The sequence below is a fragment of the Rhizobium changzhiense genome (assembly GCF_013087625.1).
In the GTDB taxonomy this organism is placed as follows: domain Bacteria; phylum Pseudomonadota; class Alphaproteobacteria; order Rhizobiales; family Rhizobiaceae; genus Rhizobium; species Rhizobium sophorae.
Genome location: NZ_JABFCQ010000001.1, coordinates 411,499 through 436,923, shown reverse-complemented (window position 1 = coordinate 436,923; position 25,425 = coordinate 411,499). Strand labels below are relative to the sequence as shown.

The 25,425-nt window shown below is 63.1% G+C and carries 24 protein-coding genes; 21 read left to right on the top strand and 3 right to left on the bottom strand.

The window, feature by feature from the left end; translation table 11 throughout:
- Nucleotides 1-111 precede the first annotated feature (111 nt).
- The 3 genes from G9X68_RS02150 (at nt 112) to G9X68_RS02140 (ending at nt 3,547) form a co-directional block, all read left to right on the top strand.
- Nucleotides 112-1,071: an SDR family NAD(P)-dependent oxidoreductase gene (locus tag G9X68_RS02150; protein ID WP_171601090.1), complete on the top strand. Its 960-nt coding sequence runs from the start codon at nt 112-114 to the stop codon at nt 1,069-1,071.
- A 377-nt stretch (nt 1,072-1,448) separates the two neighbouring features.
- Nucleotides 1,449-2,852: an aminotransferase-like domain-containing protein gene (locus G9X68_RS02145; protein WP_168313352.1), complete on the top strand. Its 1,404-nt coding sequence runs from the start codon at nt 1,449-1,451 to the stop codon at nt 2,850-2,852.
- A 326-nt stretch (nt 2,853-3,178) separates the two neighbouring features.
- Nucleotides 3,179-3,547, top strand: coding sequence for a DUF983 domain-containing protein (locus G9X68_RS02140; RefSeq protein ID WP_171602130.1), 369 nt, complete (start codon nt 3,179-3,181; stop codon nt 3,545-3,547).
- Between the two features lie 77 nt (nt 3,548-3,624).
- On the opposite strand, the gene G9X68_RS02135 is transcribed toward G9X68_RS02140, so the two are convergent.
- Nucleotides 3,625-4,524 (bottom strand): LysR family transcriptional regulator, encoded by a 900-nt coding sequence (locus G9X68_RS02135; protein WP_171601088.1) that lies wholly within the window; start codon nt 4,522-4,524, stop codon nt 3,625-3,627.
- Nucleotides 4,525-4,665: 141 nt separating this feature from the next.
- Between G9X68_RS02135 and G9X68_RS02130 the strand changes: the two genes are divergently transcribed.
- The 4 genes from G9X68_RS02130 to G9X68_RS02115 all read left to right on the top strand — a co-directional run bounded on the left by G9X68_RS02130 (nt 4,666) and on the right by G9X68_RS02115 (nt 7,402).
- Nucleotides 4,666-5,277 (top strand): glutathione S-transferase family protein, encoded by a 612-nt coding sequence (locus G9X68_RS02130; protein WP_171601087.1) that lies wholly within the window; start codon nt 4,666-4,668, stop codon nt 5,275-5,277.
- Between the two features lie 61 nt (nt 5,278-5,338).
- Complete coding sequence (locus tag G9X68_RS02125; RefSeq protein ID WP_171601085.1) at nt 5,339-6,271, top strand: pyridoxamine 5'-phosphate oxidase family protein; 933 nt, start codon at nt 5,339-5,341, stop codon at nt 6,269-6,271.
- Nucleotides 6,272-6,357: 86 nt separating this feature from the next.
- On the top strand, nt 6,358-6,819 hold the full coding sequence (locus G9X68_RS02120) for a nuclear transport factor 2 family protein (RefSeq protein WP_171601083.1): 462 nt from the start codon (nt 6,358-6,360) through the stop codon (nt 6,817-6,819).
- A gap of 22 nt (nt 6,820-6,841) precedes the next feature.
- Nucleotides 6,842-7,402 (top strand): LmrA/YxaF family transcription factor, encoded by a 561-nt coding sequence (locus G9X68_RS02115; RefSeq protein ID WP_171601081.1) that lies wholly within the window; start codon nt 6,842-6,844, stop codon nt 7,400-7,402.
- Nucleotides 7,403-7,549: 147 nt separating this feature from the next.
- On the opposite strand, the gene G9X68_RS32150 is transcribed toward G9X68_RS02115, so the two are convergent.
- Nucleotides 7,550-7,681 (bottom strand): hypothetical protein, encoded by a 132-nt coding sequence (locus G9X68_RS32150; RefSeq protein ID WP_280526503.1) that lies wholly within the window; start codon nt 7,679-7,681, stop codon nt 7,550-7,552.
- A gap of 156 nt (nt 7,682-7,837) precedes the next feature.
- On the opposite strand from G9X68_RS32150, the gene G9X68_RS02110 reads away from it, so the two are divergent.
- Both G9X68_RS02110 and G9X68_RS02105 read left to right on the top strand, forming a co-directional pair.
- Nucleotides 7,838-8,542, top strand: a complete 705-nt coding sequence (locus tag G9X68_RS02110; protein ID WP_171601079.1) for a hypothetical protein — start codon at nt 7,838-7,840, stop codon at nt 8,540-8,542.
- Nucleotides 8,543-8,593: 51 nt separating this feature from the next.
- Nucleotides 8,594-8,899 carry a Dabb family protein gene (locus tag G9X68_RS02105; RefSeq protein WP_168313360.1) on the top strand — a complete coding sequence of 102 codons (306 nt, stop codon included), beginning with the start codon at nt 8,594-8,596 and terminating at the stop codon, nt 8,897-8,899.
- Nucleotides 8,900-9,137: 238 nt separating this feature from the next.
- Here G9X68_RS02105 and G9X68_RS02100 read toward each other — a convergent pair whose 3' ends face one another.
- Nucleotides 9,138-10,364 carry an MFS transporter gene (locus G9X68_RS02100; RefSeq protein ID WP_171601078.1) on the bottom strand — a complete coding sequence of 409 codons (1,227 nt, stop codon included), beginning with the start codon at nt 10,362-10,364 and terminating at the stop codon, nt 9,138-9,140.
- A gap of 373 nt (nt 10,365-10,737) precedes the next feature.
- Between G9X68_RS02100 and G9X68_RS02095 the strand changes: the two genes are divergently transcribed.
- The 12 genes from G9X68_RS02095 to G9X68_RS02040 all read left to right on the top strand — a co-directional run bounded on the left by G9X68_RS02095 (nt 10,738) and on the right by G9X68_RS02040 (nt 25,374).
- The gene (locus G9X68_RS02095; protein ID WP_027665150.1) at nt 10,738-10,986 is read left to right on the top strand and encodes a hypothetical protein; all 249 of its coding nucleotides are present in this window, start codon (nt 10,738-10,740) and stop codon (nt 10,984-10,986) included.
- A gap of 56 nt (nt 10,987-11,042) precedes the next feature.
- Complete coding sequence (locus tag G9X68_RS02090; RefSeq protein ID WP_003546765.1) at nt 11,043-11,714, top strand: response regulator transcription factor; 672 nt, start codon at nt 11,043-11,045, stop codon at nt 11,712-11,714.
- The gene (locus G9X68_RS02085; protein WP_018070966.1) at nt 11,704-13,107 is read left to right on the top strand and encodes a sensor histidine kinase; all 1,404 of its coding nucleotides are present in this window, start codon (nt 11,704-11,706) and stop codon (nt 13,105-13,107) included. The genes G9X68_RS02090 and G9X68_RS02085 overlap by 11 nt, the downstream gene beginning before the upstream one ends.
- A 118-nt stretch (nt 13,108-13,225) precedes the next feature.
- The gene (locus tag G9X68_RS02080; protein ID WP_171601077.1) at nt 13,226-13,648 is read left to right on the top strand and encodes a hypothetical protein; all 423 of its coding nucleotides are present in this window, start codon (nt 13,226-13,228) and stop codon (nt 13,646-13,648) included.
- A 182-nt stretch (nt 13,649-13,830) separates the two neighbouring features.
- Nucleotides 13,831-15,027 (top strand): c-type cytochrome biogenesis protein CcmI, encoded by a 1,197-nt coding sequence (gene ccmI, locus G9X68_RS02075; protein ID WP_420878157.1) that lies wholly within the window; start codon nt 13,831-13,833, stop codon nt 15,025-15,027.
- Nucleotides 15,024-15,521: a cytochrome c maturation protein CcmE gene (gene ccmE / locus G9X68_RS02070; protein WP_171601075.1), complete on the top strand. Its 498-nt coding sequence runs from the start codon at nt 15,024-15,026 to the stop codon at nt 15,519-15,521. The genes ccmI and ccmE overlap by 4 nt, the downstream gene beginning before the upstream one ends.
- A complete protein-coding gene (locus tag G9X68_RS02065; RefSeq protein WP_171601074.1) occupies nt 15,518-17,512 on the top strand; it encodes a heme lyase CcmF/NrfE family subunit in 1,995 nt (664 codons plus the stop codon). The genes ccmE and G9X68_RS02065 overlap by 4 nt, the downstream gene beginning before the upstream one ends.
- Nucleotides 17,513-17,655: 143 nt before the next feature.
- Nucleotides 17,656-18,153, top strand: a complete 498-nt coding sequence (locus G9X68_RS02060; protein ID WP_206679611.1) for a cytochrome c-type biogenesis protein — start codon at nt 17,656-17,658, stop codon at nt 18,151-18,153.
- A 306-nt stretch (nt 18,154-18,459) separates the two neighbouring features.
- Complete coding sequence (locus G9X68_RS02055; protein WP_171601072.1) at nt 18,460-20,055, top strand: Do family serine endopeptidase; 1,596 nt, start codon at nt 18,460-18,462, stop codon at nt 20,053-20,055.
- A gap of 66 nt (nt 20,056-20,121) precedes the next feature.
- On the top strand, nt 20,122-20,877 hold the full coding sequence (locus G9X68_RS02050; RefSeq protein ID WP_372353359.1) for a response regulator transcription factor: 756 nt from the start codon (nt 20,122-20,124) through the stop codon (nt 20,875-20,877).
- On the top strand, nt 20,874-22,283 hold the full coding sequence (locus G9X68_RS02045; protein WP_171601070.1) for a sensor histidine kinase: 1,410 nt from the start codon (nt 20,874-20,876) through the stop codon (nt 22,281-22,283). Before G9X68_RS02050 ends, G9X68_RS02045 begins: the two co-directional genes overlap by 4 nt.
- A 133-nt stretch (nt 22,284-22,416) precedes the next feature.
- Nucleotides 22,417-25,374 carry a bifunctional [glutamine synthetase] adenylyltransferase/[glutamine synthetase]-adenylyl-L-tyrosine phosphorylase gene (locus tag G9X68_RS02040; protein ID WP_171601068.1) on the top strand — a complete coding sequence of 986 codons (2,958 nt, stop codon included), beginning with the start codon at nt 22,417-22,419 and terminating at the stop codon, nt 25,372-25,374.
- The last annotated feature ends 51 nt before the right edge of the window (nt 25,375-25,425 follow it).

The following is a 25,425-nucleotide window of genomic DNA, read 5'->3' as shown; positions in this document are numbered from 1 at the left end:
CGATGGCGAAGATATGTCGGACTTTAGCGCATGGATCGTCTGGAGGCTACGCCTTATTCTCGCGACCGTCATCCCGAGCGACGGCAACGCCGCAGAACAAAGGTAATTATCATGAGTGACAAACAAGTCCCCATCGGCTCCGGATTTGGAGCCCACACGACGGCCGGCGAGGTTCTGGCCGGTCTCGATCTTTCCGGCAAGCGCGCCATCGTCACCGGCGGCCATTCCGGTCTCGGGCTCGAGACCACGCGCGCTCTGGCGGGCGCCGGCGCCAAGGTGACCATCGGCGCAAGGAGCATCGAGGCGGCGCGCAGCGCGGTCGCCGATATCGATGGCGTAGAGATTGATCGGCTCGACCTTTCCGACCTCGAAAGCGTTCGCGTCTTTGCCGAGCGGTTCGTCGTGTCTGGCCGCAGCATCGACATCCTGATCAACAGCGCCGGCATCATGGCCTGCCCGGAAACGCGTGTCGGCGACGGATGGGAGGCACACTTCGCGACCAATCATCTCGGCCATTTCGCCTTGGTCAACCGCCTTTGGCCGGCGATCTCGCGCGGCGCTCGCATCGTTTCGGTTTCCTCCGGTGGCCATCACAACTCGGCCATAAGATGGGAGGATGTGCAATTCGAGACCGGTTACGACAAATGGCGGGCCTACGGCCAGTCGAAGACCGCCAACGCACTTTTCGCCGTGCATCTGGACAGGCTCGGGCGCGACACCGGCATCCGCGCCTTCTCGCTGCACCCGGGCAAGATCTTTACCCCCTTGCAGCGCCATCTCGCAAAGGAGGAAATGGTCGGGGCCGGCTGGATCGATGCGGATGGCAACCCGATTGATCCGACATTCAAGACGGCATCCCAGGGGGCCGCCACGCAGGTTTGGGCGGCGACCTCGCCGCAACTCGACGGTATGGGAGGCCTCTATTGCGAGGACTGCGATATCGCCATCCGCGCAACGGTTGGAGAACCCGGCGGCGTCAGCGACCATGCAGCCGATCCCGAGGAGGCGGCACGCCTGTGGATCTTGTCGGCAAGGCTGACCGGCATTGACGCTTTCGCGGCCTACGCCTGAAGCCGTAGCTCGCGGCATACCCTCGTCAATACGCGCTGAAGACGCTGCTGATTGTCTTGCCGTCCTCGCGCCTCACCCGGGCCTTCTCGGGTGAAAGCCGATCGGCAAGCCGAGCGGATCGTCAGCACGTCATTGGCGCACACGCTGCCGAAATCCGCCTGCGACAGCGCGGTCGCAGTGCCAGATTGTATTTGCGCAGACAGCAGTCAAATCCGGCGACAATCCGTCATTAAAACGTATCAAGGCGTGCGCAAAAGCTGCGCCATTCCGTCCTGCGTCGTTCTCCGGACTTGGCGCGCGACATTTTTCGTGACAGCGGCATTGTGCAACAATATACGGTCAATCTCATCAGGAATCAGACCGATACGGATTTCGACATGAAAGACTGGCATCCCGATCTCAGCCGCAGCAGCAGCCCGCGTTATATGGCGATCGCCGATGTGATCGAAATGGATCTGCGCAGCGGGCATCTTGTGGTTGGGGACCGGCTGCCGCCGCAACGCGAACTCGCCAAGCGGCTGAATGTCGATTTCACGACGGTGGCGAGAGGTTATGTCGAGGCGCAGAAGCGCGGGCTTGTGGATTCGCATGTCGGCCGAGGCACTTTCGTTACCGGTGGCGCGGACAAGGAGCGCCAGGGATTCGCGCCCGACGCCGCGCCCGATCCCCGCCGCGCCTCCATCGTCGATTTCTCGATGAATATGCCGCCGGAACCGGATGATCCCGAGCTGATCGCCCGCATGCGCGAGGGCATGTCAGCGGTGACGGCAAACCTCATTCCGCTGCTGCGTTATCAGGGTTTCGGCGGCTCCAGCATGGACAAGGAGGCTGCCGCCTCCTGGCTCAGCCGTCGCGGGCTGGTGCCGTCGCAGGAGCGCATCTTCGTCACACCCGGCGCCCATCCGGCCCTGCTGGCGATTTTCGGCCTGCTGGCAAAGCCGGGCGAAACCGTGCTTTCGGAAATCATCACCTATCCCGGCATGCGCTCGATAGCCGCCCAGCTGCGGCTCAATCTGACCGGCCTGCCGATGGACGAGGACGGTATCCTGCCGGACGCCTTTGCCGAGGCCTGCGAGAGATTGAAGCCGAAGGCGCTCTATCTCAATCCGACGCTGCAGAACCCGATGACGCTGACCATCCCGGCCAGGCGCCGCGAGGAAATCTGCGCCGTCGCCCGCAAATATCACGTGCCGATCGTCGAGGACGATGCCTACGGCTTCATTCCGCAGCACGGCCCGGCGCCGCTCGCGGCAACAGCGCCCGATCTGACCTGGCATATCGGCGGGCTGGCGAAATGCATCGGCGCGGGTCTGCGCCTTGCCTATGTCGTGGCGCCGGACAGCAAGGCCGTGTGGCCCTTCGTCAGCGCCATGCGCGCCAACAATGTCATGGCCTCGCCGCTGACCGTGGCGCTGGCCACCCGCTGGATCGAGGACGGCACTGCCGATACGATCCTGCGTTTCATCCGTGCCGAGGCCGCCGCCCGCCAGCAGATGGTCGCCGCCATCCTGCCGGCCGGCAGCTACCGCGCCGATCCGATCAGCTTCAACATCTGGCTGCCGCTCTCCAACGGCTGGACCCGCTCTACCTTCGGCAGCCATACCCGCTCTTCCGGCGTCGGCGTCGTCGCAAGCGATGCCTTCACGGTCGAGGGCACGGCACCCGAGGCCGTGCGTGTCTGCCTTGGCGGACCGATCACTCGGGAGAAACTGCAGGGCGCACTGGAATTCATGGCCCATGCGCTGGAAGGCCCGCCGGAAATGGCAGCGTCGTTCTTCTGACGCAGAATCCAGCTCCGGGCTGCTCAGGCGCGAGCGATCGACATCAGATCGGTCGCGCCCAGATCTATCCGGGCATGGGCGAAGCGTAACCGTCACGTTCACCACCACCACGTTCACCTCTGATTCGCCCAGGCTGCCAGGCCTGGCTGCGGCCCCACACGCAGCTTGATAAAAATCTGCAGTCAGCTTGCTGCCGGCACGCGCCAGGGGGTCTGCGGCATTCTGACAAATTGACTGGCAATTTCCCCATAATGTAACTATATTGCATGCATTCATTGCAAACATTGATGGTAATAATGTTTGCGGAGCAAGAAAGCGAGATCGTCATGGACACGGAATATCCCCCACTTCCTCCGATGCAGACCGGCATCAAGGGGCGCTGCCCGCGCTGCGGCCAGGGTCATATGTTCAAGGGCTTCCTGACATTGCAGCCCGAATGCGAGGTCTGCGGTCTCAATTATTCCTTCGCCGATCCGGCCGACGGTCCGGCCTTCTTCGTCATCTGCTTCGCCTGCATCCCGAGCGTGCTGCTCGGCGTCTGGCTGGAGGTGGCCTTTTCGGCGCCGATCTGGGTGCAGCTTCTGGTCACCGGCCCCTTCATGCTTGCCACATGCATTCCGCCGCTCCGGCCGCTGAAGGGCTGGCTGGTGGCCAGCCAGTATTTCTACAAGGCGGAAGAGGGCAAGCTCGCCTAAAGCATGTCGCGCAAAAGTGTGCAGCGGTTTTGCGATAACGACATGCGTAAAAACAAAGACCTAAAGCGCGATGCGCTTTAAGGTTTATTCAAAGTCGCGCGCAGGCGCGGCGTTGCGAAATCGAGCAGCGCCCGCAGTTTCAGCGGCACCAGCCCCTGCGTGGGATAGACGAGATGCACCGGCGCCGGCGGCGGTTCGAAATCGGCAAGCAGCGGCACCAGCAGGCCGGCCATCTCGGCGCGTGCGGCCTGGTAGGAAAGCACGCGGGTGATACCGAGGCCGGCGACAGCCGCATCGACCGCGGCCTCGGCGGTGTTGACGGCAAGCCGTGAGCGGATCGGCACCGCGAGATCATGTTTCCCGTCGGTGAATGTCCAGCTCAGCGTTGAGGCCATGCCCTCGAAGGTGACGCAGTCATGGGCGGCGAGATCGCCTGGATGCCGGGGCAGGGCGTGCCGCGTGAGATAATCGGGGCTGGCATAGACGGTGCGGCGGATCGCGCCGAGCCTTGTGGCAATCAGGTTGCTATCCGGCAGGTTGCCGATCCGAAGCGCCACGTCGATATGATCCTCGACGAGGTTCGATAGCCGGTCGCCAAGCATCAGCCGCAGATTGATGTCGGGATAGGCTTTTAGGAAATCCACCACGACAGGCAGGACATGCAGCCGCCCGAAGACAATGGGCGCTGTCATCGTCAACTCGCCCTTTGGCGCGCTATATTCGCCCGCCGCCGTCCGTTCCGCCTCTTCCACCCGATCGAGAATTTCCCGCGCCGCCTCGACATAGGAGCGGCCGGCCTCCGTCAGCGTGATCTTCCGGTTGCTCCGTTGCAGCAGCTGGGCGTTGAGATGGGCTTCCAGTTCCGAAACCTTGCGGCTGACGGTTGCGAGCGGGGATCGCAGATGCCGGGAGGCGGCCGACAGGCTGCCCTGTTCGACAACCGCAAGAAGCACGCTCATGGCGTCGAGGCGGTCCATTCTATCCTTCCATGATTTGGTAACATGCCTTCCAGATTAGCATTCTACTGCAGGCAGGTGGAAGGCAGTAAATTAATCCGCAGATGGTTCGAAGCGGCCATCGCCAACCGCGTCGTCGATTAGAAGACCAAAGGAACCATCATGAAACTCTACCATCACCCGCTTTCCGGCCATGCCCACCGGGCTCACTTGTTCCTGTCGCTGCTTGGCGTCCCCTATGAACTGGTCGAAGTCGACATGGCGGCAGGCGCTCATAAGGCGCCGGACTTTCTGAAGCTCAATCCCTTTGGCCAGGTGCCGGTGCTCGACGACAACGGCACAGTCATTGCCGATTCCGCTGCCATCCTCGTCTATCTCGCGCGCAAATACGGCCGCACCGACTGGCTGCCGGAAGAGGCGGTGGCGGCGGCGCGGATACAGAAATGGCTCTCGGTTGCGGCCGGCGAGGTCGCCTTTGGGCCATGTGCCGCGCGCCTGGTCACCGTCTTCGGCGCCGATTTCCGCACCGACGAGGTGATCGCCCGGGCGCACCGCATTCTGGCGCTGATCGAGGCGGAGCTCTCCGGCCGCAATTTCCTGCTCGGCGACAATCCTGTCATCGCCGACGTCGCGCTCTACAGCTACATCGCCAATGCGCCGGAGGGCAATGTTGATACTTCCGCCTACCCAAACGTCCGCGCCTGGCTTGCGCGCATCGAAGCGCTGCCGGGCTTCGTCGGCTTCCGCAAGACCAAGGTCGGCCTTGCCGCATAAGAACCTCCGGGGCGGGATCGCCGTCCCGGTTTCTCAAATCATACCCGCAAGGAGGCCCGTGATGTTGGAGCAGTCAAGACAGGACGCGCCGTCACCCTGGCACGAGGGTGAACTCGCCATGCAGCGCAGTGTCGGCGTCGTCGAGCGAATGGACGGGCCCGGACGCAATTTCCTCCGCAAGGCGATGCCCGAGCAGCACCGCGCCTTCTTTCCGATGCTGCCTTTCGTCGTGCTCGGCGCGGTCGATGCCAAGGGCGACGTCTGGGCGACGGTGCGGGCTGGCCACCCAGGTTTCCTAGCTTCGCCGGAGCCGGAGATTCTCGAGGTGCACCTGCCGCGCGACACAGCCGATCCTGCCGACGCCGGCATGGAAGATGGCGGCGCCATCGCAATGCTCGGCATCCAGCTCGAGACCCGGCGGCGCAACCGGCTGAACGGCGTCATCCACAGGACGGAGGCCGGAGCTTTCCAGGTCCGCGTCGGCCAGAGTTTTGGCAATTGCCCGCAATATATCCAGCCTCGCTCTTCCGCCTTTGTCCGCGATCCTGATGTGCCGACAGCGATGGCGCTGCTTCATTCCGGTCAATTCGACGATCGGGCGCGGCGGATGATCGAGGGCGCCGATACCTTCTTTGTCGCCTCCTATGTCGACCGCGAAAATGGCGAGCGGCAGGTGGACGTGTCCCATCGCGGCGGCAATGCCGGCTTCGTGCGTGTCGGCGCCGACGGCGTGCTGACCGTTCCCGATTTTCCCGGCAATCGGTTCTTCAACACGCTGGGTAATTTCCTCGTCAACCCGAAGGCAGGGCTGGTCTTCATCGATTTCGAAACCGGCGACATGCTGCAGATGACGGGAAGGGTCGAGGTGCTGCTGGATTCACCCGAGGTCGCCACCTTTCAACGGGCGGAAAGGTTGTGGCGTTTCACGCCGGAAGAGATCGTGCTTCGCCCGGATGCCCTGCCGCTGCGGTGGAGCCTGCCTCCCGGCCTTTGAGTAATGCCGTCTCGAAGCGGCTTGCCAATAATTATACCGATCAGTACAATGATAACCGTTCAGTACAGGAGTGCCCGGGAGAACCGATGTCCAGCCTCGTCCCGCCTTTCACCCTTGAGACCGCCACCCAGAAAGTCCGTCTTGCCGAGGACGGCTGGAACAGCCGTGATCCCGATCGCGTCTCGCTCGTCTATACGCCGGACAGCCGCTGGCGGAACCGAGCCGAATTCATCACCGGCCGCGCCGAGATCGTTGCCTTTCTCACCCGCAAATGGGCAAAGGAGCTGGATTACCGGCTGATCAAGGAGATCTGGGCCTTCACCGATCATCGCATCGCCGTGCGCTTCGCCTATGAATGGCACGATGACAGCGGCAACTGGTTCCGCTCCTATGGCAACGAGAACTGGGAATTCGACGCCGCCGGCTTGATGCAGCGCCGCTTCGCCTGCATCAACGACCTGCCGATCCGGGAATCGGAACGCAAGTACCATTGGACGCTCGGCCGGCGGCCGGACGAGCATCCCGGTCTGACAGAACTCGGCCTCTGATCAAGCCAAGGGAAGTTCGCGGGTGAAAACTCTCTACGAACGCGCCGACATCATACCGCTGCTGGCGGAAATCTTCCGCGAACTCGGCTATGAGGGCGCGTCGCTCAGCCGGATCACCGAACGCACCGGCATCGGCAAGGGCAGCCTTTACCACTTCTTCCCCGGCGGCAAGGAGGAGATGGCGAGTGCCGTGCTCGCCGAGGTCGATGCCTGGTTCGAACATGCGATCTATCAGCCGTTGAGAGAGGGCGACGCCCATCAGGCGATCGCAGCGATGTGGACGAATGTGAATGATTATTTCCGCTCCGGGGGCCGCATCTGCCTCGTCGGTGCCTTCGCGCTCGACGAGACACGGGAACGGTTTTCGGCAGCGATCAGCGACTATTTCGTCCGCTGGATCGACGCCTTGCGTTCGGCGCTGATGCGGGCAGGCTGCCCTGAGGGGGAGGCTCAAGCGCTCGCCGAGGAGGGCGTCTCCGGTATTCAGGGCGCGCTGGTGTTGTCGCGTGCGCTGGACGACAGGATGGTTTTCACCCGATCGTTGGACACGCTGGCGAAACGGCTGGATGCTGTGATGCGATGAGGGGCTGTGACGAGATGAGGGGCGGTCAAACCGCCGGGACGTTTATTGCACCTTTGAAAAATTCACCCGGCCACGAGTAACTGGCCGGGGCATTGATCGGGCGCTGGGCGGCGCTCGAGCTTACATCGGTACCGCTTTGCGTCTATTTCAGCGTTGTTGTTGAGGCTGCTGGGCTGGGCGCGTATTTTCCCGTTCAGGGCGAACCTGGCGCCATTCGTTTTCCATCTGGTCGACGACATGCTGGGGAATGGTGGTTGGGGCATTGGCGGGCGTCTGCATCGGAAGTCTCCTCTTTTCGTGGTAAGGCTTCAGGGCAGGAAGATGCATTGCACAAGACAAAAGGCGTGTAAATCAGTGGCTTAAACACTTTAAACGATTAAATCGAATTTAATCGATTAAGATAGTTTTAACCTTGATATTTGAGGGAAGCGCGGAATGGTTGTCCACATGGACCGGGCATTCTTTTTCGATGTTGTGCGGCACGGACTCTTCAAGGGAAACCTGACTCAGCCTCAGGTAGTGGGCGTCACGGCGATTCTCGACGCCTGGGAAGAACGGTTTGCCGATGCCGACCGGCGGTGGCTCGCTTACATCCTCGCAACCGCTTACCACGAGACCGCTTATACGATGCAGCCGGTGCGCGAGACGCTGGCGGAAAGCGATGTGCGCGCGGTCGAGATCCTCGAGACGGCCTTTGCCGCGGGCCGGCTCTCCTGGGTGAAGACGCCCTACTGGCGGCCGGATGAGGATGGTCGGAGCTGGCTCGGACGCGGCCTGGTGCAACTCACCCACAAGCGGAACTACGAGGCGATGAGTGTGCTGACGGGGATCGACCTCGTTGCCGATCCCGACCGGGCGATGGAGATGGATGCGGCGGTGACGATCCTGATCGAAGGCATGCTGCAGGGCAGCTTTACCGGCCACAGGCTCGCCGATCACCTGAACGCGACGACCGCGGATTGGGTGAATGCGCGCCGCATCGTCAATGGCACCGACCGGGCGGAAAAGCTCGCCGCCTATGCCATGGTCTTCGATGCGGCGATACGTCCCGATGCGGCCCATGGCATGCTTGCGCGGTTGAAGGCCTGGGGCGCGCATGTTATCGCCCGGCTGAGATCTGGAGTGCGGCGCGTCCGATAGGATGCGCCAAGGTCGCTCCATCACTTTGACAAATCTGACAGGAGCTTCCGCGTGATCCGTCATATCGTCTTCTTCACCGTGCAGGAGGAACATCTGCAGGAGGTGAGGGCCGGGCTTTCTATACTGACCGGCATTCCGCATGCGCGGCTGCTGGAAATCGGCACCAATGTGAAGACCGATCAGCTGGGCACCGAGATCGATCTCGTAGTCTATGGCGAATTCGACGACGAGGCGGCCCTTGCCGCCTACAAGGCGCATCCCGATTATCAGCTCTCGATCGATCGCGTGCGGCCGCTCCGGGAAAAGCGCATCGCCGCCGACTACGATAACCATACGGCGGTGACGCGGCCGCTCTGACTTGCGAAAGCGTTCGGCCACGCTGTATTCCATTGAAATTTCAAATGGATGAATGATTGTCCGGATTCGGATCGCCCGGAAGCTGACTCAACTTCTGAGTCCTCAGACTCGCCTTTCGAAAAAGCGGCGGCAAGCGATTCAAAAGATTCGTCAAAAGCGGTTCTGGTTCATGATCTGGCTGCCGCAGCGGTTGCGGCGTATGGACGGAAAGCCGCGTTCGTCCATGCTTGGATGATAATCAAGAGACATTAAGAATGGCTGACTCTGATGCGCGGGCACCGCGCACCAGCGCCATCAGCATCAGCACGAAGATGAGCGACAAGGCCGCGAGAACGGCGCAGGCGGCGAGCGCCGGGCCGGTGCCGGCGCGGTCGAGGACGGCGGTGAAGATGACGGGGGCGATGGCGTTGGCGAGGTTCTGCGGCAGCGACAGCCTGGCCGATTGCAGGCCGAACTCGCTCGGTGAGAACAGCGCCAGCGGCAGCAGCGCGCGGGCGACGGTCATGACGCCGGTGCCGAACCCGTAGAACAGAACGAAGGTGACGAGCAGCGGCGTCGATGGGCTGGCAACCAGCATAATAACGAAGCTCATCATCATCAGGCTGATGCCCATCGCCGCGCTGAGCATGGGGTTGCCGCGCCGGCCGAGCAGCATGTCGAGGAAACGTGCCGAGATGCCGAGGATGCCGCGTGCCGAGCCGAGCTGCAGCGCAAAGGCCGGCGAAGCGCCGGACTGGCGGAAGATTTCGAGCAGCGATGGAGAGATGCCGAAGGTGACGAAGGTCGAGATCGTCGTCGCCGCGGCGATCAGCAAGAAGGCTTTTCGCTGCTTGGCCTTTGATAGCGGCACCGGGGCGATTTCGGCTGTGCCGCCTTCGACATGCGTTGCGACCGGCTTCGGCAGGGCGAAAAGATGCAGCGGTAGGCAGACGAAGAATTGCAGCGCCGCACAGACCAGGAAGGTGAGGCGCCAGCCGACCGCCTCATTGAGCAGGCTGAGGATCGGCCAGAAGATGGCGCTCGAAAGCCCGGTGAACAGCATCAGGATGGCGATGACGCGTTTGCCGTTTGCTCCTTCGCGCTCGACGACGGCGGTATAGGCCGGTGCCGAGAGGCCACATGCGCCGCCGATACCGATGATGACCCAGGCGCTGGCATAGAGCACGATGCCGTTTGCGGCGGCAAGCAGAAGCAGGCCAAGCGCAAAGGTCAGCGAGGCGGCCGAAAGTACCCGGACAGCACCATAGCGGCCGAGCCAGCGGCCGGTTGCCGGACCGACGATGGCGCTGACCACCATCATGATCGTCAGGCCGGCAAATACCACTTCGTTCGCCAGGCCGAGATCCGGCGCCACGACGCGGCCCATGACCCCGAGCATGTCGAAGGTCGTGCCCCAGCCGATCAGCTGGGTAACGGCAAGGACGGTGACCGTCTGCGCCGAGCGGAAGCGGGAGGATTTTGGCATCGGTGCTGAAACGGTCTGAAATGTGGGGCAGCAAGGGCATAACAGTTTCAACCGGCCGGTGAAAGCTGCGGGCGGCAGGAAAGAGAAGAGCGCGGCCGATTCGCAGACAGAGACTGTGGTGTCGGTCCCGCCGGCTTCCCGCCTTACCGGAGGTGATGAAGAATGCGTGGATCCCAAGGCTGAGGGTATTGTTTTTGGCCGCAACGGCCGCCGCCGGAGCCTGCTACGGCGGCAATTTAGAGGCGCTGAAACCGGCTGTCCCGAACAGTCGAGAACAGTTCTAAACACCCTGCATTACAGTGCATTCATTTGCCATTCAGGTCGCGTGAGTACATATTCGGGGCAAGTTGGCATTACCTTGAAAGCATAACACATGGCCTTTCCTCTGAGCGTCGCAGCATTGGCCGCCGGACTGGTGGTATCGGCGCCCTCACCGGACGCCGCGGGCACTTTTGTCGTGCGTATCGGAGGCGATTGCAGCGCCGCCGCAGCCCAGGTCGTCGAGCAGACTGGCGGCCAGCTCCTGTCCGTGCAACCGGTGGGCGATACCTGCATCATCACCGTTCTTGTGCAGGGTAACGGCCAGCGCCCACGCAAAGTCACGGTAAAGGTTCCGATGTAGGCGGAATCGGCTTATTCAGGACAATTGATCGATTTGAAGCGGACGAAGGCGGACCGATGCGCATCCTGGTAGTCGAAGACGACGTTAATCTGAACCGGCAGTTGGCCGACACGCTGAAGGAGGCAGGCTATGTCGTCGACCAGGCGTTCGACGGTGAGGAAGGCCATTTCCTCGGTGACACCGAACCCTATGACGCCATCATCCTCGATATCGGCCTGCCGGAGATGGACGGGGTCACCGTTCTCGAAAAATGGCGCGGCGCCGGCCGCGGCGTGCCGGTGCTGATTCTGACGGCGCGCGACCGTTGGAGCGACAAGGTCGCCGGAATCGACGCCGGTGCCGACGACTACGTCACCAAGCCCTTCCATGTCGAGGAAGTGCTGGCCCGCATTCGGGCGCTGATCCGGCGTGCGGCCGGGCATTCCTCATCCGAGATCATCTGCGGACCGGTGCGGCTCGATACCAAATCCTCGAAGGCGACGGTCAACGGCACGACGCTGAAGCTGACCTCGCACGAATATCGCCTGCTTTCCTATCTCATGCATCACATGGGCGAGGTCGTCTCGCGCACGGAACTGGTCGAGCATATGTACGACCAGGATTTCGACCGTGATTCCAACACGATCGAGGTCTTCGTCGGCCGCCTGCGCAAGAAAATGGGGGTTGATCTGATCGAAACGGTGCGCGGTCTCGGTTACCGTATCCAAGCGCCGAAACATGCGAATTAAATCACTCACCGCACGTGTTTTGTTGCTGACCACGGTCTGGTCGACGGTGGCGCTGGTGGTGATCGGCCTGCTGATCTCCACCCTCTACCGCAAGAGCGCCGAACGCGGCTTCCAGGATCTGTTGCGGGCGCAGCTCTATAATGTCATCAATTCGGTGACGATCGGCGATCAGGGCGCGCTCAGCGGCAGCCCGCAGCTCGGCGACCTGCGTTTTGCCCAGCCGAAGACTGGCTGGTACTGGGTGGTGGAGCCGCTCGGCACCTATACGACGGCACCGCTGGTGTCGCCTTCGCTGGGCTCGGCGCTCATACCGGTTCCCTCGGTCGTCGAGGCGCCCTTCGACAAGAATTACGAGCGCTATTATCAGGTGACGGATGCCTCCGGGAACCGCGTGCAGGTGGCCGAGACCGAAGTGGTGCTGGATACCGATGGGCGTGCGGCGCGCGTCCGCGTCACCGGCAATGTCGATGTCGTCGAAGACGATGTGCGCACCTTCTCCCACAGCCTCTATCTGGCGCTCGCCGGTTTCGGCGTCGGCAGCCTGATCGTCAACGCGCTGGCGATTCTCTACGGCCTGAAGCCGCTCGACAAGGCACGTGCCGCGCTGGAGCGCATCCGCGCCGGCGAGAGCGAGCAGCTGAAAGGCGACTTCCCGCGCGAAATCCTGCCGCTCGCCAACGAGGTGAACGCGCTGATCGACAGCAACCGCCGCATCGTCGAGCGGGCCCGCATGCAGGTCGGCAATCTCGCGCATTCGCTGAAGACGCCGATCGCCGTGCTTCTCAACGAAGCGCGCGTGCTCGAAAAATCCCATGGCGAGCTGGTCCGCAGCCAAGCGGAATCGATGCAGGGGCAGGTGCAGTCCTATCTCAATCGGGCGCGTATCGCCGCGCAGCGCGAATCCGTGCTCGCCCGCACCGATGCCGAGCCGGCGCTGGAGCGGCTGGTGCGCGTCATGCGCCGGCTGAACGTCGATACCGAATTCGATCTCGTCGTCTCGCCGCCGCATCTGGCCGTAGCCATGGAGCAGCAGGATCTCGAGGAGACCGTCGGCAATCTCCTGGAAAATGCGGCGCGTTTTGCCAAGAGCAGGGTGCGGCTTTCGGCCGTCGAGGCCGGCGAGGATGTGAAGGGGGTGGAGGCGAGCGCGCGCCGCCATTGGGTGGAGCTCGCCGTCGAGGATGACGGGCCGGGCCTGGAGCCGGACCAGATCCGCGAGGCGTTGAAGCGCGGCCGCCGGCTCGACGAAAGCAAGCCCGGAACCGGACTCGGCCTTTCGATCGTCACCGAGATTTCCAACGAATACCAGGGACGGCTCGAGCTTTCCCGCGGTGAATGGGGCGGGCTGAAGGCGAAGCTTATCCTGCCCGGCGTCACAAAGGATGTTGCATGAGCAACTGCTTGATGTCACAAAGATACTGGCAAATGTATAGCATGCTTTGCCTTAATGCTGACACGGGGACGCTGCACTTCGATCGGCTGAAATTGACCCCTGATCGTGGTTCGACGCAATGATTTTACGCTCGCAAGGCATGATCGCTTCCGCTCTTCTCGTCGCCGTCGCGCTGTCCGGCTGCACGACGACGAAGAGTGTCGCTTCGCGCGGCATTTTTTCGAGCAAGCCCTCGGCATCGGCCGCCTTCATCACCGCGCTGCAGGGCGGCATCGTCGGCCGCAGCGGCGTGAGCTTGACCGACAGCGACAAGCAGCGGGCGCTCGAGGCGGAATATCGCGCGCTGGAAGGGGCTGCTGTCGGCCAGCCGGTGCTCTGGACCGGCAAGGACGTGACCGGCAAGGTGGTGGCGGCAGCACCCTATCAGGTCGGTTCGCAGAACTGCCGGCAATATACCCACACGCTGACCGTCGACGGCAAGGACACGGTGGCGCGCGGCGCTGCCTGCCGCAACGGCGACGGCAGCTGGTCGCCGCTCTGAATTGCGGCTTATGGAGCGCCGCGCGTCCGATAGGACGCGCTAAGGACGCTCTATCACTTTAAATGGCGCATAATCCTTTCCGAAAATCGATTCCGATTGTCGGGGTTATGCGCTAGCCTCAAATCTTCGTCATTCCGGCTTTGGCAGTTGGAATGAAGACGCGCTTCACGTATTTGGGCGACATGCTGTTCTGGATTCTCGTTGCCGCTCTGACGGCAGCCATCGCCGTTATCCTGCTCTACCCCCTTCTGCGCGGAGCGAAGGCGGCGGAAAATATCCGCGCCGGCGAGGCGGCGGTCTATCGCGACCAGTTGCGCGAACTCGACCGCGATCTCGATGGCGGGCTGATCACCCCGGAGGAGGCCGATTACGCCAGGGCGGAAATCGGCCGGCGGCTGATCGCCGTCTCGGCCGACGAGCCGGCCGAGACGCCGAAACCCGCACGGCATCACCGTTTCACCGAGGCCTTCGTCCTCCTGCTCCTGCCGGTTCTCGGGCTCTGTCTTTATTTGACGACGGGCAGGCCGGACCTGCCCTCGCAGCCGCTGGAAGCGCGGCTGGAAAATCCCGGCAACGACGTGGCGGTGCTGATCGTCAAGGCGGAGCGGCACCTGGCTGAGAAACCCGATGACGGCAAGGGCTGGGACGTGCTGGCGCCGATCTATTTCCGCACGATGCGCGTCAACGATGCGCAAGTGGCTTATCGCAATGCCATCCGGCTTCTCGGCCCGAGCCCCGTCCGGCTCGACGGACTTGCCGAGACGCTGATGGCGGTCTCGGACGGCGTGGTGACGGAGGAGGCGCGGCAAGTGCTGGAACAATCGCTGACGCTCGAATCTGATAATCCGCGTGCCCGCTTCTACATCGCGCTCAGCATGGAGCAGGCGGGACGGCCAAATGAGGCGCGCCAGGCTTTCGAGGCGCTGGCAAAACAATCGCCCGCCGATGCGCCCTGGCTGCCATTGGTCAACCAGCATATTGCCTTGAACGGCGGCGCGCCGGCAGGTGCCAATCCGGCCCCCGGCGCCAATCCGGCTGCCCCGGGCGCCGGTTCGGCTGCCTCGGGCGCCAATTCGGCTGCCCCCGGCAATCCGACGCAGCAAGATGTGGCGGCGGCCGAGACTATGAGCGCCGGCGACCGGCAGCAAATGATCCGAGGCATGGTCGAAAGCCTCGATGCCAAGCTCAGCGAGGATCCGAACAATTTCGAGGGATGGATGCGGCTCGTCCGCTCTTACGCCGTATTGAACGACAAGGATCGCGCCGCCGGCGCCTTGAAACGCGGGCTTGCGGCTTTTCCGCCGCCCGGCGAAGAGGGCAGGCAATTGCTGGCGCTTGCCAGGGAACTCGGCATAGCCACGGAGGGAGCGACGCAATGACGCGCAAGCAGAAGCGCCTCGCGGTGATTGCGGGCGGCATGGGCTTCATCATCGCCGCCGTGCTGCTGGTCATGTTCGCCTTCAGCCAGTCGGTCGCCTATTTCTACATGCCGGCCGATCTCGCCAAGACGCCGGTGGCGCCGGAAACCCGCATCCGCCTTGGCGGGCTGGTCGGCGAGGGCAGTGTCGTGCGCGGCACCGGTTCGACGGTGGAATTTGCCGTCACCGACGGCAGCACCAATGCCGTGAAGGTCAAATATACCGGCATCCTTCCCGATCTCTTCCGCGAGGGACAGGGCGTCGTCACCGAAGGCATGTTCGCCACTGGCACGAATGTCTTCGTCGCCGACACCGTGCTCGCCAAGCATGACGAGACCTATATGCCGAAGGACGTGGCCGACAGGCTCAAATCCCAGGGGCTGTGGAATGAAGGTCAAGGCCAAGAAGCTCAGGGCCAGGAAGTGAAAGGACAGCAAGTGAAGGCGACGCAATGATCATCGAGATCGGCCATTACGCGCTGGTGCTGGCGCTGGCAACCGCGCTCATCCTTTCCATCGTGCCGGTGATCGGAGCCCGTCATCATGACCGGGCGATGATGGATGTGGCGACGATCGGCTCGCTGGCGATGTTTGCGCTTGTCACCTTCTCCTTCGCCGTGCTGACCTATGCCCATGTCGTCTCGGATTTCTCGGTCGGGAACGTCTGGGAGAATTCGCATTCGCTGGTGCCGCTGCTCTATAAATATTCCGGCGTCTGGGGCAATCACGAAGGGTCGATGATGCTCTGGCTGTTGATCCTGACGCTGTTCAGCGCGTTGGTCGCCGTCTTCGGCCGCAATCTGCCGGAGACGCTGAAGGCCAATGTATTGGCCGTGCAGGCCTGGATTTCGGTCGCCTTCACGCTGTTCATTCTTTTGACCTCCAATCCCTTCCTCCGTCTCGATCCGGCGCCGGCCGAGGGCCGCGATCTCAACCCGGTGCTTCAGGATGTCGGCCTCGCGATCCACCCGCCGCTGCTCTATCTCGGTTATGTCGGCTTCTCCGTCTGCTTCTCCTTTGCCGTCGCAGCCCTTCTGGAAGGGCGCATCGACGCCGCCTGGGCGCGCTGGGTGCGGCCCTGGACGCTCGCCGCCTGGACCTTTCTGACGCTTGGCATCGCCATGGGCTCCTACTGGGCCTATTACGAACTCGGCTGGGGCGGCTGGTGGTTCTGGGACCCGGTGGAAAACGCCTCCTTCATGCCCTGGCTCGCCGGCACCGCCCTGCTGCATTCGGCGCTCGTCATGGAAAAGCGCGAGGCGCTGAAAATCTGGACGGTGCTGCTCGCCATCCTCACCTTCTCGCTGTCGCTGATGGGCACCTTCCTGGTCCGCTCCGGCGTGCTGACCTCGGTGCATGCCTTTGCCAGCGACCCCTCCCGCGGCGTCTTCATTCTCTGTATCCTGCTGATCTTCATCGGCGGGGCGCTGTCGCTCTTTGCCTTCCGCGCGCCGAAGCTGTCGGCCGGCGGGCTGTTTGCGCCGATCTCGCGCGAGGGCGCACTCGTCGTCAACAATCTGATCCTGACGGTCGCCTGCGGCACGGTGCTCACCGGGACGCTCTATCCGCTGCTGTTGGAAACGCTGACCGGCGATAAGATTTCCGTCGGGCCGCCCTTCTTCAACCTGACCTTCGGCCTGCTGATGGCGCCGCTGATCGTCATCGTGCCCTTCGGGCCGCTGCTGGCCTGGAAGCGCGGCGATCTGCTCGGCGCCCTGCAGCGGCTCTACGTCGTGGCAGGTCTGGCCTTCCTTGCCGCTGTTGCCTTCTTCTACATCGAACATGGCGGGCCGGTGCTTTCCGTGCTCGGGCTGGCGGCCGGGCTGTTCCTCATCCTCGGCGCCATCGCCGATCTCTGGTATCGCGCCGGCATCGGCAAGGTGGCGGGCTCTGTCGCCTGGCGCCGGCTGACCGGCCTGCCGCGTTCGGCCTTCGGCACCGCCCTTGCCCATGCCGGCCTCGGCGTGACCGTGCTCGGCATTGTCGCCGTTACGACCTTCCAGACCGAGCATGTCATCGAGATGAAGCCCAGCGAAACGGCGGATGCCGGCGGCTACAGCCTGCATTTCGACGGCATGCAGCCGGCGACCGGTCCGAACTATACCGAGGAGCGCGGCCACTTCACCATCCGCCGCGCCGGCGTCACGGTCGCCGACACCTGGTCGGCCAAACGCCTCTACACCGCCCGCCAGATGCCGACGACGGAGGCAGGCATCGTGACCTTCGGCCTCAGCCAGCTCTACGTCTCGCTCGGCGACGCCACCAAGGACGGCGGCATCGTCGTGCGCATCTGGTGGAAGCCGTTCATTCTCTGTATCTGGGGCGGAACGGTGTTCATGGCCTTGGGCGGCCTCGTCTCGCTCAGCGACCGGCGCCTGCGTGTCGGCGCCCCGCGCAGGAAGGCGAAGGTAAAACCGGCCGCGACTACCATGGAGCCGGCTGAATGATGTGCTCACCGCACCCCTCATTCCTGTGCTTGTCACAGGAATCCAGCGCGCCCAAGTCCTTGGGCGCGGGAGACTCTTATTTGCAAAAAGGTTCATTCACGGCGCGGACGCGCCGTGGCTGGATTCCTGTGACAAGCACAGGAATGAGGGGAGGAGAGGTTAGGCGCATTCAGCAGGTGTCGCGGCTTCTCTCCCGGCTCCTCATCGTCCTTTTCGTTCTCTTTGCGCCCCTTTCCGCCTTTGCTGTCAATCCTGACGAGGTGCTGGCCGATCCGGCGCTCGAAGCGCGCGCCCGCGCCCTTTCGGCGGAACTGCGCTGCATGGTCTGCCAGAACCAGTCGATCGACGATTCCAACGCCGATCTGGCCAAGGATTTGCGCCTGCTCGTGCGCGAGCGCATCGCCGATGGCGACAGCGACGAGGCAGTGCTGACCTATATCGTCTCGCGCTACGGCGAGTTCGTGCTGTTGAAGCCGCGTGTCAGCATGAAGACGGTGCTGCTCTGGGGTGCGCCGGTGCTGCTGGTGCTGGCCGGCGGGCTGTCACTGCTGGTCTTTGCGCGCAAGAGGGCAGGCAAGCCCACCGGCAGCAAGCTGACGGCAGACGAGCAGGTGAAGCTGAGCGAGCTTTTGAAGAAATAATCGATCATGCTGAGCCGGCAGGCGGGCATTTCGGGCCGCTAAAGCGCGTCGCGATCTTTCAGATTCGCTTGCCGCGCTGTAGGTCTTTGTTTTTACGCATGTCGTTGTCGCAAAACCGCTGCACACTTTTGCGCGACATGCTTTAGAGAAGCCGGCGGCATGTTCGGCCGAAAGCAAACATTGCAAACATTACGAACTTTTCATTGGCCGGACAGTTCGCAGTAAGGTGCGGCGTCCTATATCTTTAGTCATCGACTGATCCGGCGTCGCCGGTCTGAAGATTTAAGAACAAGAGAAGGTGCTCCAATGCTCAAGAATTTCAACGGACGTCCGTCCCTCGCCACTGTGCTCAAGGCTTCTACCGTCGCCGGTATCGCAGCCGCTGTGCTCGCAACCGGCGTTCCGCTCGAAATCACCCGGTCTTATGCCGAAGCTGTCAAGGTTCAGGCGCCTGCCGTTCCGAGCTTCGCCAATGTCGTCGACGCCGTTTCGCCGGCCGTCGTTTCCGTCCGGGTCGAAAACCGCGTCAATCCCGTCTCCGACAACAACAATGACGGCTTCTCCTTCGATTTCAACGGCCGCGGCTTCGACGACCTTCCCGATGATCATCCGCTGAAGCGCTTCTTCAAGCAGTTCGGCCAGGATCCGAATGATCAGCAGGGCCATTCCAGGCGCTTCGGCCAGAACGGCCCGAATGGCGGTCCGAATGGTCCGGGCGGCAAGGGTCGCCTCCGCCCCGTCGCCCAGGGTTCCGGCTTTTTCATCTCCGAGGATGGCTATATCGTCACCAACAATCACGTCGTTTCCGATGGCCAGGCCTTCGTCGCGGTCATGAATGACGGCACCGAGCTCGATGCCAAGCTGATCGGCAAGGATCCGCGCACCGACCTTGCCGTGCTGAAGGTCGACGGCAAGGGCAAGAAGTTCACCTACGTCAACTGGGCCGACGACAATAATGTCCGTGTCGGCGACTGGGTCGTTGCCGTCGGCAACCCCTTCGGCCTCGGCGGCACGGTCACAGCCGGCATCGTCTCGGCTCGCGGCCGCGATATCGGCTCCGGTCCCTATGACGATTACCTGCAGGTGGATGCCGCCGTGAACCGCGGCAACTCCGGCGGTCCGACCTTCAACCTCAGCGGCGAAGTCGTCGGCATCAACACCGCGATCTTCTCGCCGTCGGGCGGCAGCGTCGGCATCGCCTTCGCCATTCCCGCCTCGACCGCCAGGGACGTCGTCGCCGATCTGATGAAGGACGGCCAGGTCTCGCGCGGCTGGCTGGGTGTGCAGATCCAGCCGGTGACCAAGGATATCGCCGAATCCATCGGTCTCTCCGAGCCGAGCGGCGCCCTCGTCGTTGCCCCGCAGGCCGGATCGCCGGGTGACAAGGCCGGCATGAAGGCCGGCGACGTCGTCACCGCGCTGAACGGTGAGACGATCAAGGATGCCCGTGATCTCAGCCGCCGCATCGGCGCGATGCAGCCGGGCAGCAAGGTCGAGCTTTCGGTCTGGCGCGCCGGCAAGGCCCAGCCTCTCACCGTCGAACTCGGCACGCTGCCGATCGACCAGAAGGATGCGTCCGCCGATGACAACAACCAGCCGCAGCAGCCTGAGGCACCGGCTTCCGAAAAGGCGCTTGCCGATCTCGGCCTGACGGTCGGCCCGTCTGACGACGGCAAGGGCCTGGCGATCACCGGCATCGACCCGGACTCCGACGCCGCCGACAAGGGCATCAAGGAAGGCGAAAAGATCACTTCGGTCAACAACCAGGAGGTCGCCAGCCCTGACGATGTCGTCAAGGTGCTGAACCAGGCGAAGAAGGACGGCCGCACCCGCGCGCTCTTCCAGATCCAGTCCAATGAAGGAAGCCGTTTCGTAGCGCTTCCGATCAACGGCCAGGGCTGATCCTCAAGACAACTGGAGCCGCGCGGACGAAACTCCGCGCGGCTCTATTCTTCTGACCTTTGAAGGATGATCGCCATGAGCGCCGCCCCGCAGGAAGATGCTTTGAGCCTTGCCGAAACGCAGCCGGCGGGTAATGTCGGCCGCATGAAGATTCTCATCATCGAAGATGATCTCGAAGCCGCGGTCTATCTCACGAAAGCCTTTCGCGAGGCGGGCATCGTCGCCGATCACGCCAGTGACGGCGAGAGCGGCCTGTTCATGGGGTCGGAAAATACTTATGACGTCATCGTCATCGACCGCATGCTGCCGCGCCGGGACGGGCTTTCCGTCATCAGCGAGTTGCGCCGCAAGGCGATCCATACGCCGGTCCTCATCCTCTCGGCGCTCGGCCAGGTCGATGACCGCGTGACCGGTCTTCGTGCCGGCGGCGACGACTACCTGCCGAAGCCTTATGCCTTCAGCGAGTTGCTGGCGCGCGTCGAGGTGCTCGGCCGCCGCAAGGGCACGCCGGATAAGGACGTCGTCTATCGCGTCGGCGATCTCGAACTCGACCGGCTTTCCCATGAGGTGCGCCGCGGCGGCAAGGAGATCCCGCTGCAGCCGCGCGAATTCCGCCTGCTGGAATATCTGATGAAGAATGCCGGCCAGGTGGTGACCCGCACCATGCTGCTCGAAAACGTCTGGGACTATCACTTCGACCCGCAGACCAACGTCATCGACGTCCATGTCTCGCGGCTGCGCTCGAAGATCGAAAAGGACTACAGCCAGCCGCTCCTGAAGACCATTCGCGGCGCGGGGTACATGATCAAGGATGAGGGATGAGCCGTTTCAAGGTTCTCTTCAAGTCCACAGCAGTCCGCCTTTCGGCACTCTACATCCTGCTTTTCGCCATCTGCGCCGCGACGCTCGTCTTCTATGTGACAGCGATGTCGGAGCGGCTGCTGACGGGCCAGATCCGCGACGCCGTCAGGCAGGAGGTGGAGCAGGTGCAGCGCGCCTATGATACTGGCGGCATGAACCTTCTCCTGCGCATGATGGAGCGGCGTGCCCGCCAGCCGGGCGCCAATCTTTACGTGATCGCCGGTCCCTCGGGCGATATTCTCGCCGGCAATGTCGCCTCGGTGCAGCCGGGCGTCTTCGAGGAGATCGGCTGGACCTCCGCCCCCTTCGCCTATCAGCGCTATACCGATAGCGGCATCGAGCGCCGCCACAAGGCGATCGCCAATATCTTCGTGCTCGACAATGGCTTGCGGATCCTGATCGGCCGCGACCTCGGCGACCCCGAGCGCTTCCGTCTGCTGGTGCGCCAGGCGCTGATGGTGGCCCTGGCGATCATGGGGCTCGGCGCCATCATCATCTGGTTCGGCATCGGCCGCAACGCACTGAAACGCATCGACCGCATGTCGGATGCCAGCAAGAAGATCATGGCCGGCGACCTGTCGCAGCGCCTGCCGGTGGGCGGATCCGGCGATGAATTCGACCGCCTGTCGATGTCGTTGAATACCATGCTGGAGCGCATCGAGAAGCTCAACGAGGGCCTGCGGCAGGTCTCCGACAACATCGCCCACGATCTGAAGACGCCGTTGACGCGGCTGCGCAACAAGGCGGCCGATGCGCTCGATATCGCCGACGGCGAGGCGCGGCGCAGCGCGCTCGAAGGCATTATCTCCGAATCGGACCAGCTGATCCGCACCTTCAACGCGCTGCTGATGATCTCCCGCGTCGAGGCCGGCTCGGTCGCCGCAGAGATGTCGCCGGTGGAACTTTCGGCCATCGTCTCCGACAGCGCCGAGCTTTACGAACCGGCGGCGGAGGAGGCCGGGCTTGGCCTCAGCTCCAGCATCGAGCCGGATGTCGAGGTGCAGGGCAATCGAGAGCTGATCGGTCAGGCGATCTTCAACCTGCTCGACAATGCCATCAAATATTCCTCCGATACCGAAGGGGCGGGCAAGGTATCGCTGAAGCTCGCCCGCCGCCCGGATGGCATCTGCCTTTCGGTTGCCGACCATGGGCCGGGCGTTCCGGCCGACAGACGCGACGACGTGGTGAAGCGCTTCGTCCGCCTCGATGAAAGCCGGTCGAAGCCCGGGACAGGGCTCGGGCTTTCGCTGGTCGAAGCGGTGATGGAGCTGCACAATGGCCGGTTGGAACTCTCCGATACCGATCCCGACAAGCCCGAACAGCGCGGATTGACCGTCAGCATGATCTTCCCGGCCAAGGCTGCCTGATGGCCCGCTGCCGATGATCGGCTGAATCGCGTATTGGCGGTTTTCCGCCAAGACCCTAGTTTAATGCCGGTCAGGGAGGCGTTCCCGCGATTCTGCGTGGTCGTTTCCCTAGGCGCTAAAGCAGGGAGAGTGCATGCTGACGAGATCGACGCATGGTCTGAAGGATGTCGCCGAAGGGCTGCTGCGTCCGCTGAACCAGACGGAGCTGAAGCTGGCGCTGGCCGACCTTCAGGAGGCCGGCAGGCACGAGCCGTCGGTGGCTGCGATGCTGAAGACGGAAAGCCCGCTTCGCGATTTCATTGCGGCCGTGCTGACGCTGTCGCCTTATCTGCGCGAGATCGCCAATCTCGATCCCGCCATCCTCGCTGGTGCCATTACCGAACCGCTGGAGCCGCAGATCGAGGCGTTGGTCGCCGAGGCGCGGCGCTGCTGGCGGCGGGACGGCGAGGGGGCGGCGCCTTCGGAATCCGTGGTGATGAGCAGGCTGCGCATCATCAAGCGCAAGGTGGCCTTCCTCGTTGCACTCGCCGATCTCGCGCGCATCTTCGACGGGCGGGCGACGACGGCCTGGCTGAGCGAGCTTGCGGAAGCTTCGGTTGCCGCCGCGATCGACCATTTGCTGCTGGCGGCGCATGAGGGTGGAAAGCTGCGGCTGCGGGATCTGGCGGCACCGAGCGACGGCTCCGGACTGATCGTGCTCGGCATGGGCAAACTCGGCGCATCCGAACTCAACTATTCCTCCGATATCGACCTCGTCGTCGTCTTCGACGAACAGGCGGGCATCGTGCCCGACCCGGATGACGCGATCGAGATATTCCCCCGGATGATGCGGCGGTTGGTGCGCATCCTGCAGGAGCGCACCGCGGATGGCTACGTCTTCCGCACCGATCTGAGATTGCGCCCCGATCCCGGCTCGACGCCGCTGGCGATCCCGGTCGATGCGGCGATGATCTATTACGAGGGCAGGGGTCAGAACTGGGAACGGGCGGCCTTCATCAAGGCGCGGGCCGTTGCCGGCGACCTTGCGGCGGGCGGCGATTTCCTGCGCGGGCTCGCCCCTTTCGTCTTCCGCAAATATCTCGATTACGCGGCGATTGCCGATATCCATTCGATCAAGCGGCAGATCCATGCGCATAAGGGCCACGGCGCCATTGCGGTCAAGGGTCATAACGTCAAGCTCGGCCGCGGCGGCATTCGCGAGATCGAATTCTTCGTCCAGACGCAGCAACTGATCGCCGGCGGCCGCATGCCGGCCTTGCGCGGCCGGTCGACCGAGGAGACGCTCGGTGAACTCACCAAGGCGAAATGGATCGATGCGGAAACCCGTGACGAACTGACGGAGGCCTATTGGTTCCTGCGCGATGTCGAGCATCGCATCCAGATGGTGCGCGACGAGCAGACCCACCTGCTGCCGGAAACGGATGCCGACCTGAAGCGCATCGCCTTCATGATGGGTTTTTCCGACACGCCGAGCTTCTCCGAACGGCTGGTCGACGTGCTGAAGACGGTCGAGCGGCGTTATGCCCGCCTCTTCGAGCAGGAGAGCAAGCTTTCCACCGAAACCGGAAACCTGGTCTTCACCGGCCAGGGCGACGATCCGGATACGCTGGAGACGCTGAAAAAACTTGGCTTCACCAGGCCATCCGACATTTCCCGCATTATCCGCACCTGGCACTACGGCCGCTACCGCGCGACGCAATCGGTGGAGGCGCGCGAAAGGCTGACGGAGCTGGCGCCCGAACTTCTGCGCGTCTTCGGCGAAAGCAAGCGTGCCGATGAGGCGCTGCTGCGCTTCGACAGCTTTATCTCGGGCCTTCCTGCCGGTATACAGCTCTTCTCGCTGCTCGGCAGCAATCCGGCGCTCCTGTCGCTGATCGTCAACATCATGTCCTCGGCCCCCCGGCTTGCCGAGGTGATCGCCGCCAAGCCGCATGTCTTCGACGGCATGCTCGATCCCGGCCTGATGGCCGAGCTGCCGACGCGTGATTATCTCGGCGAGCGGCTGAAGAGCTCGCTTGCCCAGGCCCGCCACTATGAAGAGGTGCTCGACCGGCTGCGCATCTTCGCCGCCGAGCAGCGCTTCCTGATCGGCATCCGCCTGCTCACAGGCGCGATCAACGGCGTGATGGCCGCACGCGCCTTCACCCATCTCGCCGACCTCATCATTGCGGCGGCACTCGAGGCCGTGGTAGGCGAGATGCGGGCAGCACACGGCGACTATCCCGGCGGGCGCATTGCGGTCGCCGGCATGGGCAAGCTCGGCAGCTTCGAGCTGACGGCCGGTTCCGACATCGATCTGATCCTGCTCTATGATTATGACGATGCGGCCTTGGAATCCGATGGGCCGAAGCCGCTCGATGCGACGCGTTACTTCACCCGCATCACCCAGAGGCTGATCGCCGCCTTTTCGGCGCCGACCGCCGAAGGTGTGCTTTATGAGGTCGACATGCGGCTGCGCCCATCCGGCAACAAGGGGCCGGTCGCCACTCGTATCAATGCCTTCGGCAAGTACCAACGCGAAGAGGCATGGACCTGGGAGCACATGGCGCTCAGCCGCGCGCGGCTGATCTGCGGCAATGAGAGCCTGATCGCCGAGGCAGAACTTATCGTCCGCGAGGTGCTGTCGGCCGATCGCGATATTGCCAAGGTGGCCCATGACGTCGCCGAGATGCGCGAACTGATCGACAAGGAAAAGCCGCCCTCCGGCCCGTGGGACCTGAAGCTCATTCCCGGCGGCGTCATCGATCTCGAATTCGTCGCCCAGTATCTCGCACTGATCGCACCGACCAGGGGCGTCGGCATTGCCGTCAACGGGATGAGCACCGGCGAGGCCCTGAAGGTGCTTGGCGAGCCGCTGATGGCAACAGACGATCTCGACATGTGCCTCGAAGCCTTCACGCTTTATACCGGCCTTTCGCAACTGATCCGCCTCTCCATCGACGGCCTGTTCGATCCGAAGGGCGCGCCGGCGGGCCTCGTCGAACTCGTCTGCCGCGCCGGTGACTGCCCTGACATCAAGACGCTGGAAGCGGAGGTGAAGCGGCTGTCGAAAGCAGTTCGGAAAATATTCCTCAATGTCGTGAAAGCCTGATCTCACACCAGATGGAACGACCGCGAGGATTATCTCGAGCATGATCTGTCG

Excerpts from the sequence above, each read along its gene's own strand:
- G9X68_RS02150 (WP_171601090.1), top strand. The coding sequence starts at position 112 with ATGAGTGACAAACAAGTCCCCATCGGCTCCGGATTTGGAGCCCACACG.
- G9X68_RS02145 (WP_168313352.1), top strand. The coding sequence starts at position 1,449 with ATGAAAGACTGGCATCCCGATCTCAGCCGCAGCAGCAGCCCGCGTTAT.
- G9X68_RS02140 (WP_171602130.1), top strand. The coding sequence starts at position 3,179 with ATGGACACGGAATATCCCCCACTTCCTCCGATGCAGACCGGCATCAAG.
- G9X68_RS02135 (WP_171601088.1), bottom strand. The coding sequence starts at position 4,524 with ATGGACCGCCTCGACGCCATGAGCGTGCTTCTTGCGGTTGTCGAACAG.
- G9X68_RS02130 (WP_171601087.1), top strand. The coding sequence starts at position 4,666 with ATGAAACTCTACCATCACCCGCTTTCCGGCCATGCCCACCGGGCTCAC.
- G9X68_RS02125 (WP_171601085.1), top strand. The coding sequence starts at position 5,339 with ATGTTGGAGCAGTCAAGACAGGACGCGCCGTCACCCTGGCACGAGGGT.
- G9X68_RS02120 (WP_171601083.1), top strand. The coding sequence starts at position 6,358 with ATGTCCAGCCTCGTCCCGCCTTTCACCCTTGAGACCGCCACCCAGAAA.
- G9X68_RS32150 (WP_280526503.1), bottom strand. The coding sequence starts at position 7,681 with ATGCAGACGCCCGCCAATGCCCCAACCACCATTCCCCAGCATGTCGTC.
- G9X68_RS02110 (WP_171601079.1), top strand. The coding sequence starts at position 7,838 with ATGGTTGTCCACATGGACCGGGCATTCTTTTTCGATGTTGTGCGGCAC.
- G9X68_RS02100 (WP_171601078.1), bottom strand. The coding sequence starts at position 10,364 with ATGCCAAAATCCTCCCGCTTCCGCTCGGCGCAGACGGTCACCGTCCTT.
- G9X68_RS02095 (WP_027665150.1), top strand. The coding sequence starts at position 10,738 with ATGGCCTTTCCTCTGAGCGTCGCAGCATTGGCCGCCGGACTGGTGGTA.
- G9X68_RS02090 (WP_003546765.1), top strand. The coding sequence starts at position 11,043 with ATGCGCATCCTGGTAGTCGAAGACGACGTTAATCTGAACCGGCAGTTG.
- G9X68_RS02085 (WP_018070966.1), top strand. The coding sequence starts at position 11,704 with ATGCGAATTAAATCACTCACCGCACGTGTTTTGTTGCTGACCACGGTC.
- G9X68_RS02080 (WP_171601077.1), top strand. The coding sequence starts at position 13,226 with ATGATTTTACGCTCGCAAGGCATGATCGCTTCCGCTCTTCTCGTCGCC.
- ccmI (WP_420878157.1), top strand. The coding sequence starts at position 13,831 with ATGCTGTTCTGGATTCTCGTTGCCGCTCTGACGGCAGCCATCGCCGTT.
- ccmE (WP_171601075.1), top strand. The coding sequence starts at position 15,024 with ATGACGCGCAAGCAGAAGCGCCTCGCGGTGATTGCGGGCGGCATGGGC.
- G9X68_RS02065 (WP_171601074.1), top strand. The coding sequence starts at position 15,518 with ATGATCATCGAGATCGGCCATTACGCGCTGGTGCTGGCGCTGGCAACC.
- G9X68_RS02060 (WP_206679611.1), top strand. The coding sequence starts at position 17,656 with ATGAGGGGAGGAGAGGTTAGGCGCATTCAGCAGGTGTCGCGGCTTCTC.
- G9X68_RS02055 (WP_171601072.1), top strand. The coding sequence starts at position 18,460 with ATGCTCAAGAATTTCAACGGACGTCCGTCCCTCGCCACTGTGCTCAAG.
- G9X68_RS02050 (WP_372353359.1), top strand. The coding sequence starts at position 20,122 with ATGATCGCCATGAGCGCCGCCCCGCAGGAAGATGCTTTGAGCCTTGCC.
- G9X68_RS02045 (WP_171601070.1), top strand. The coding sequence starts at position 20,874 with ATGAGCCGTTTCAAGGTTCTCTTCAAGTCCACAGCAGTCCGCCTTTCG.
- G9X68_RS02040 (WP_171601068.1), top strand. The coding sequence starts at position 22,417 with ATGCTGACGAGATCGACGCATGGTCTGAAGGATGTCGCCGAAGGGCTG.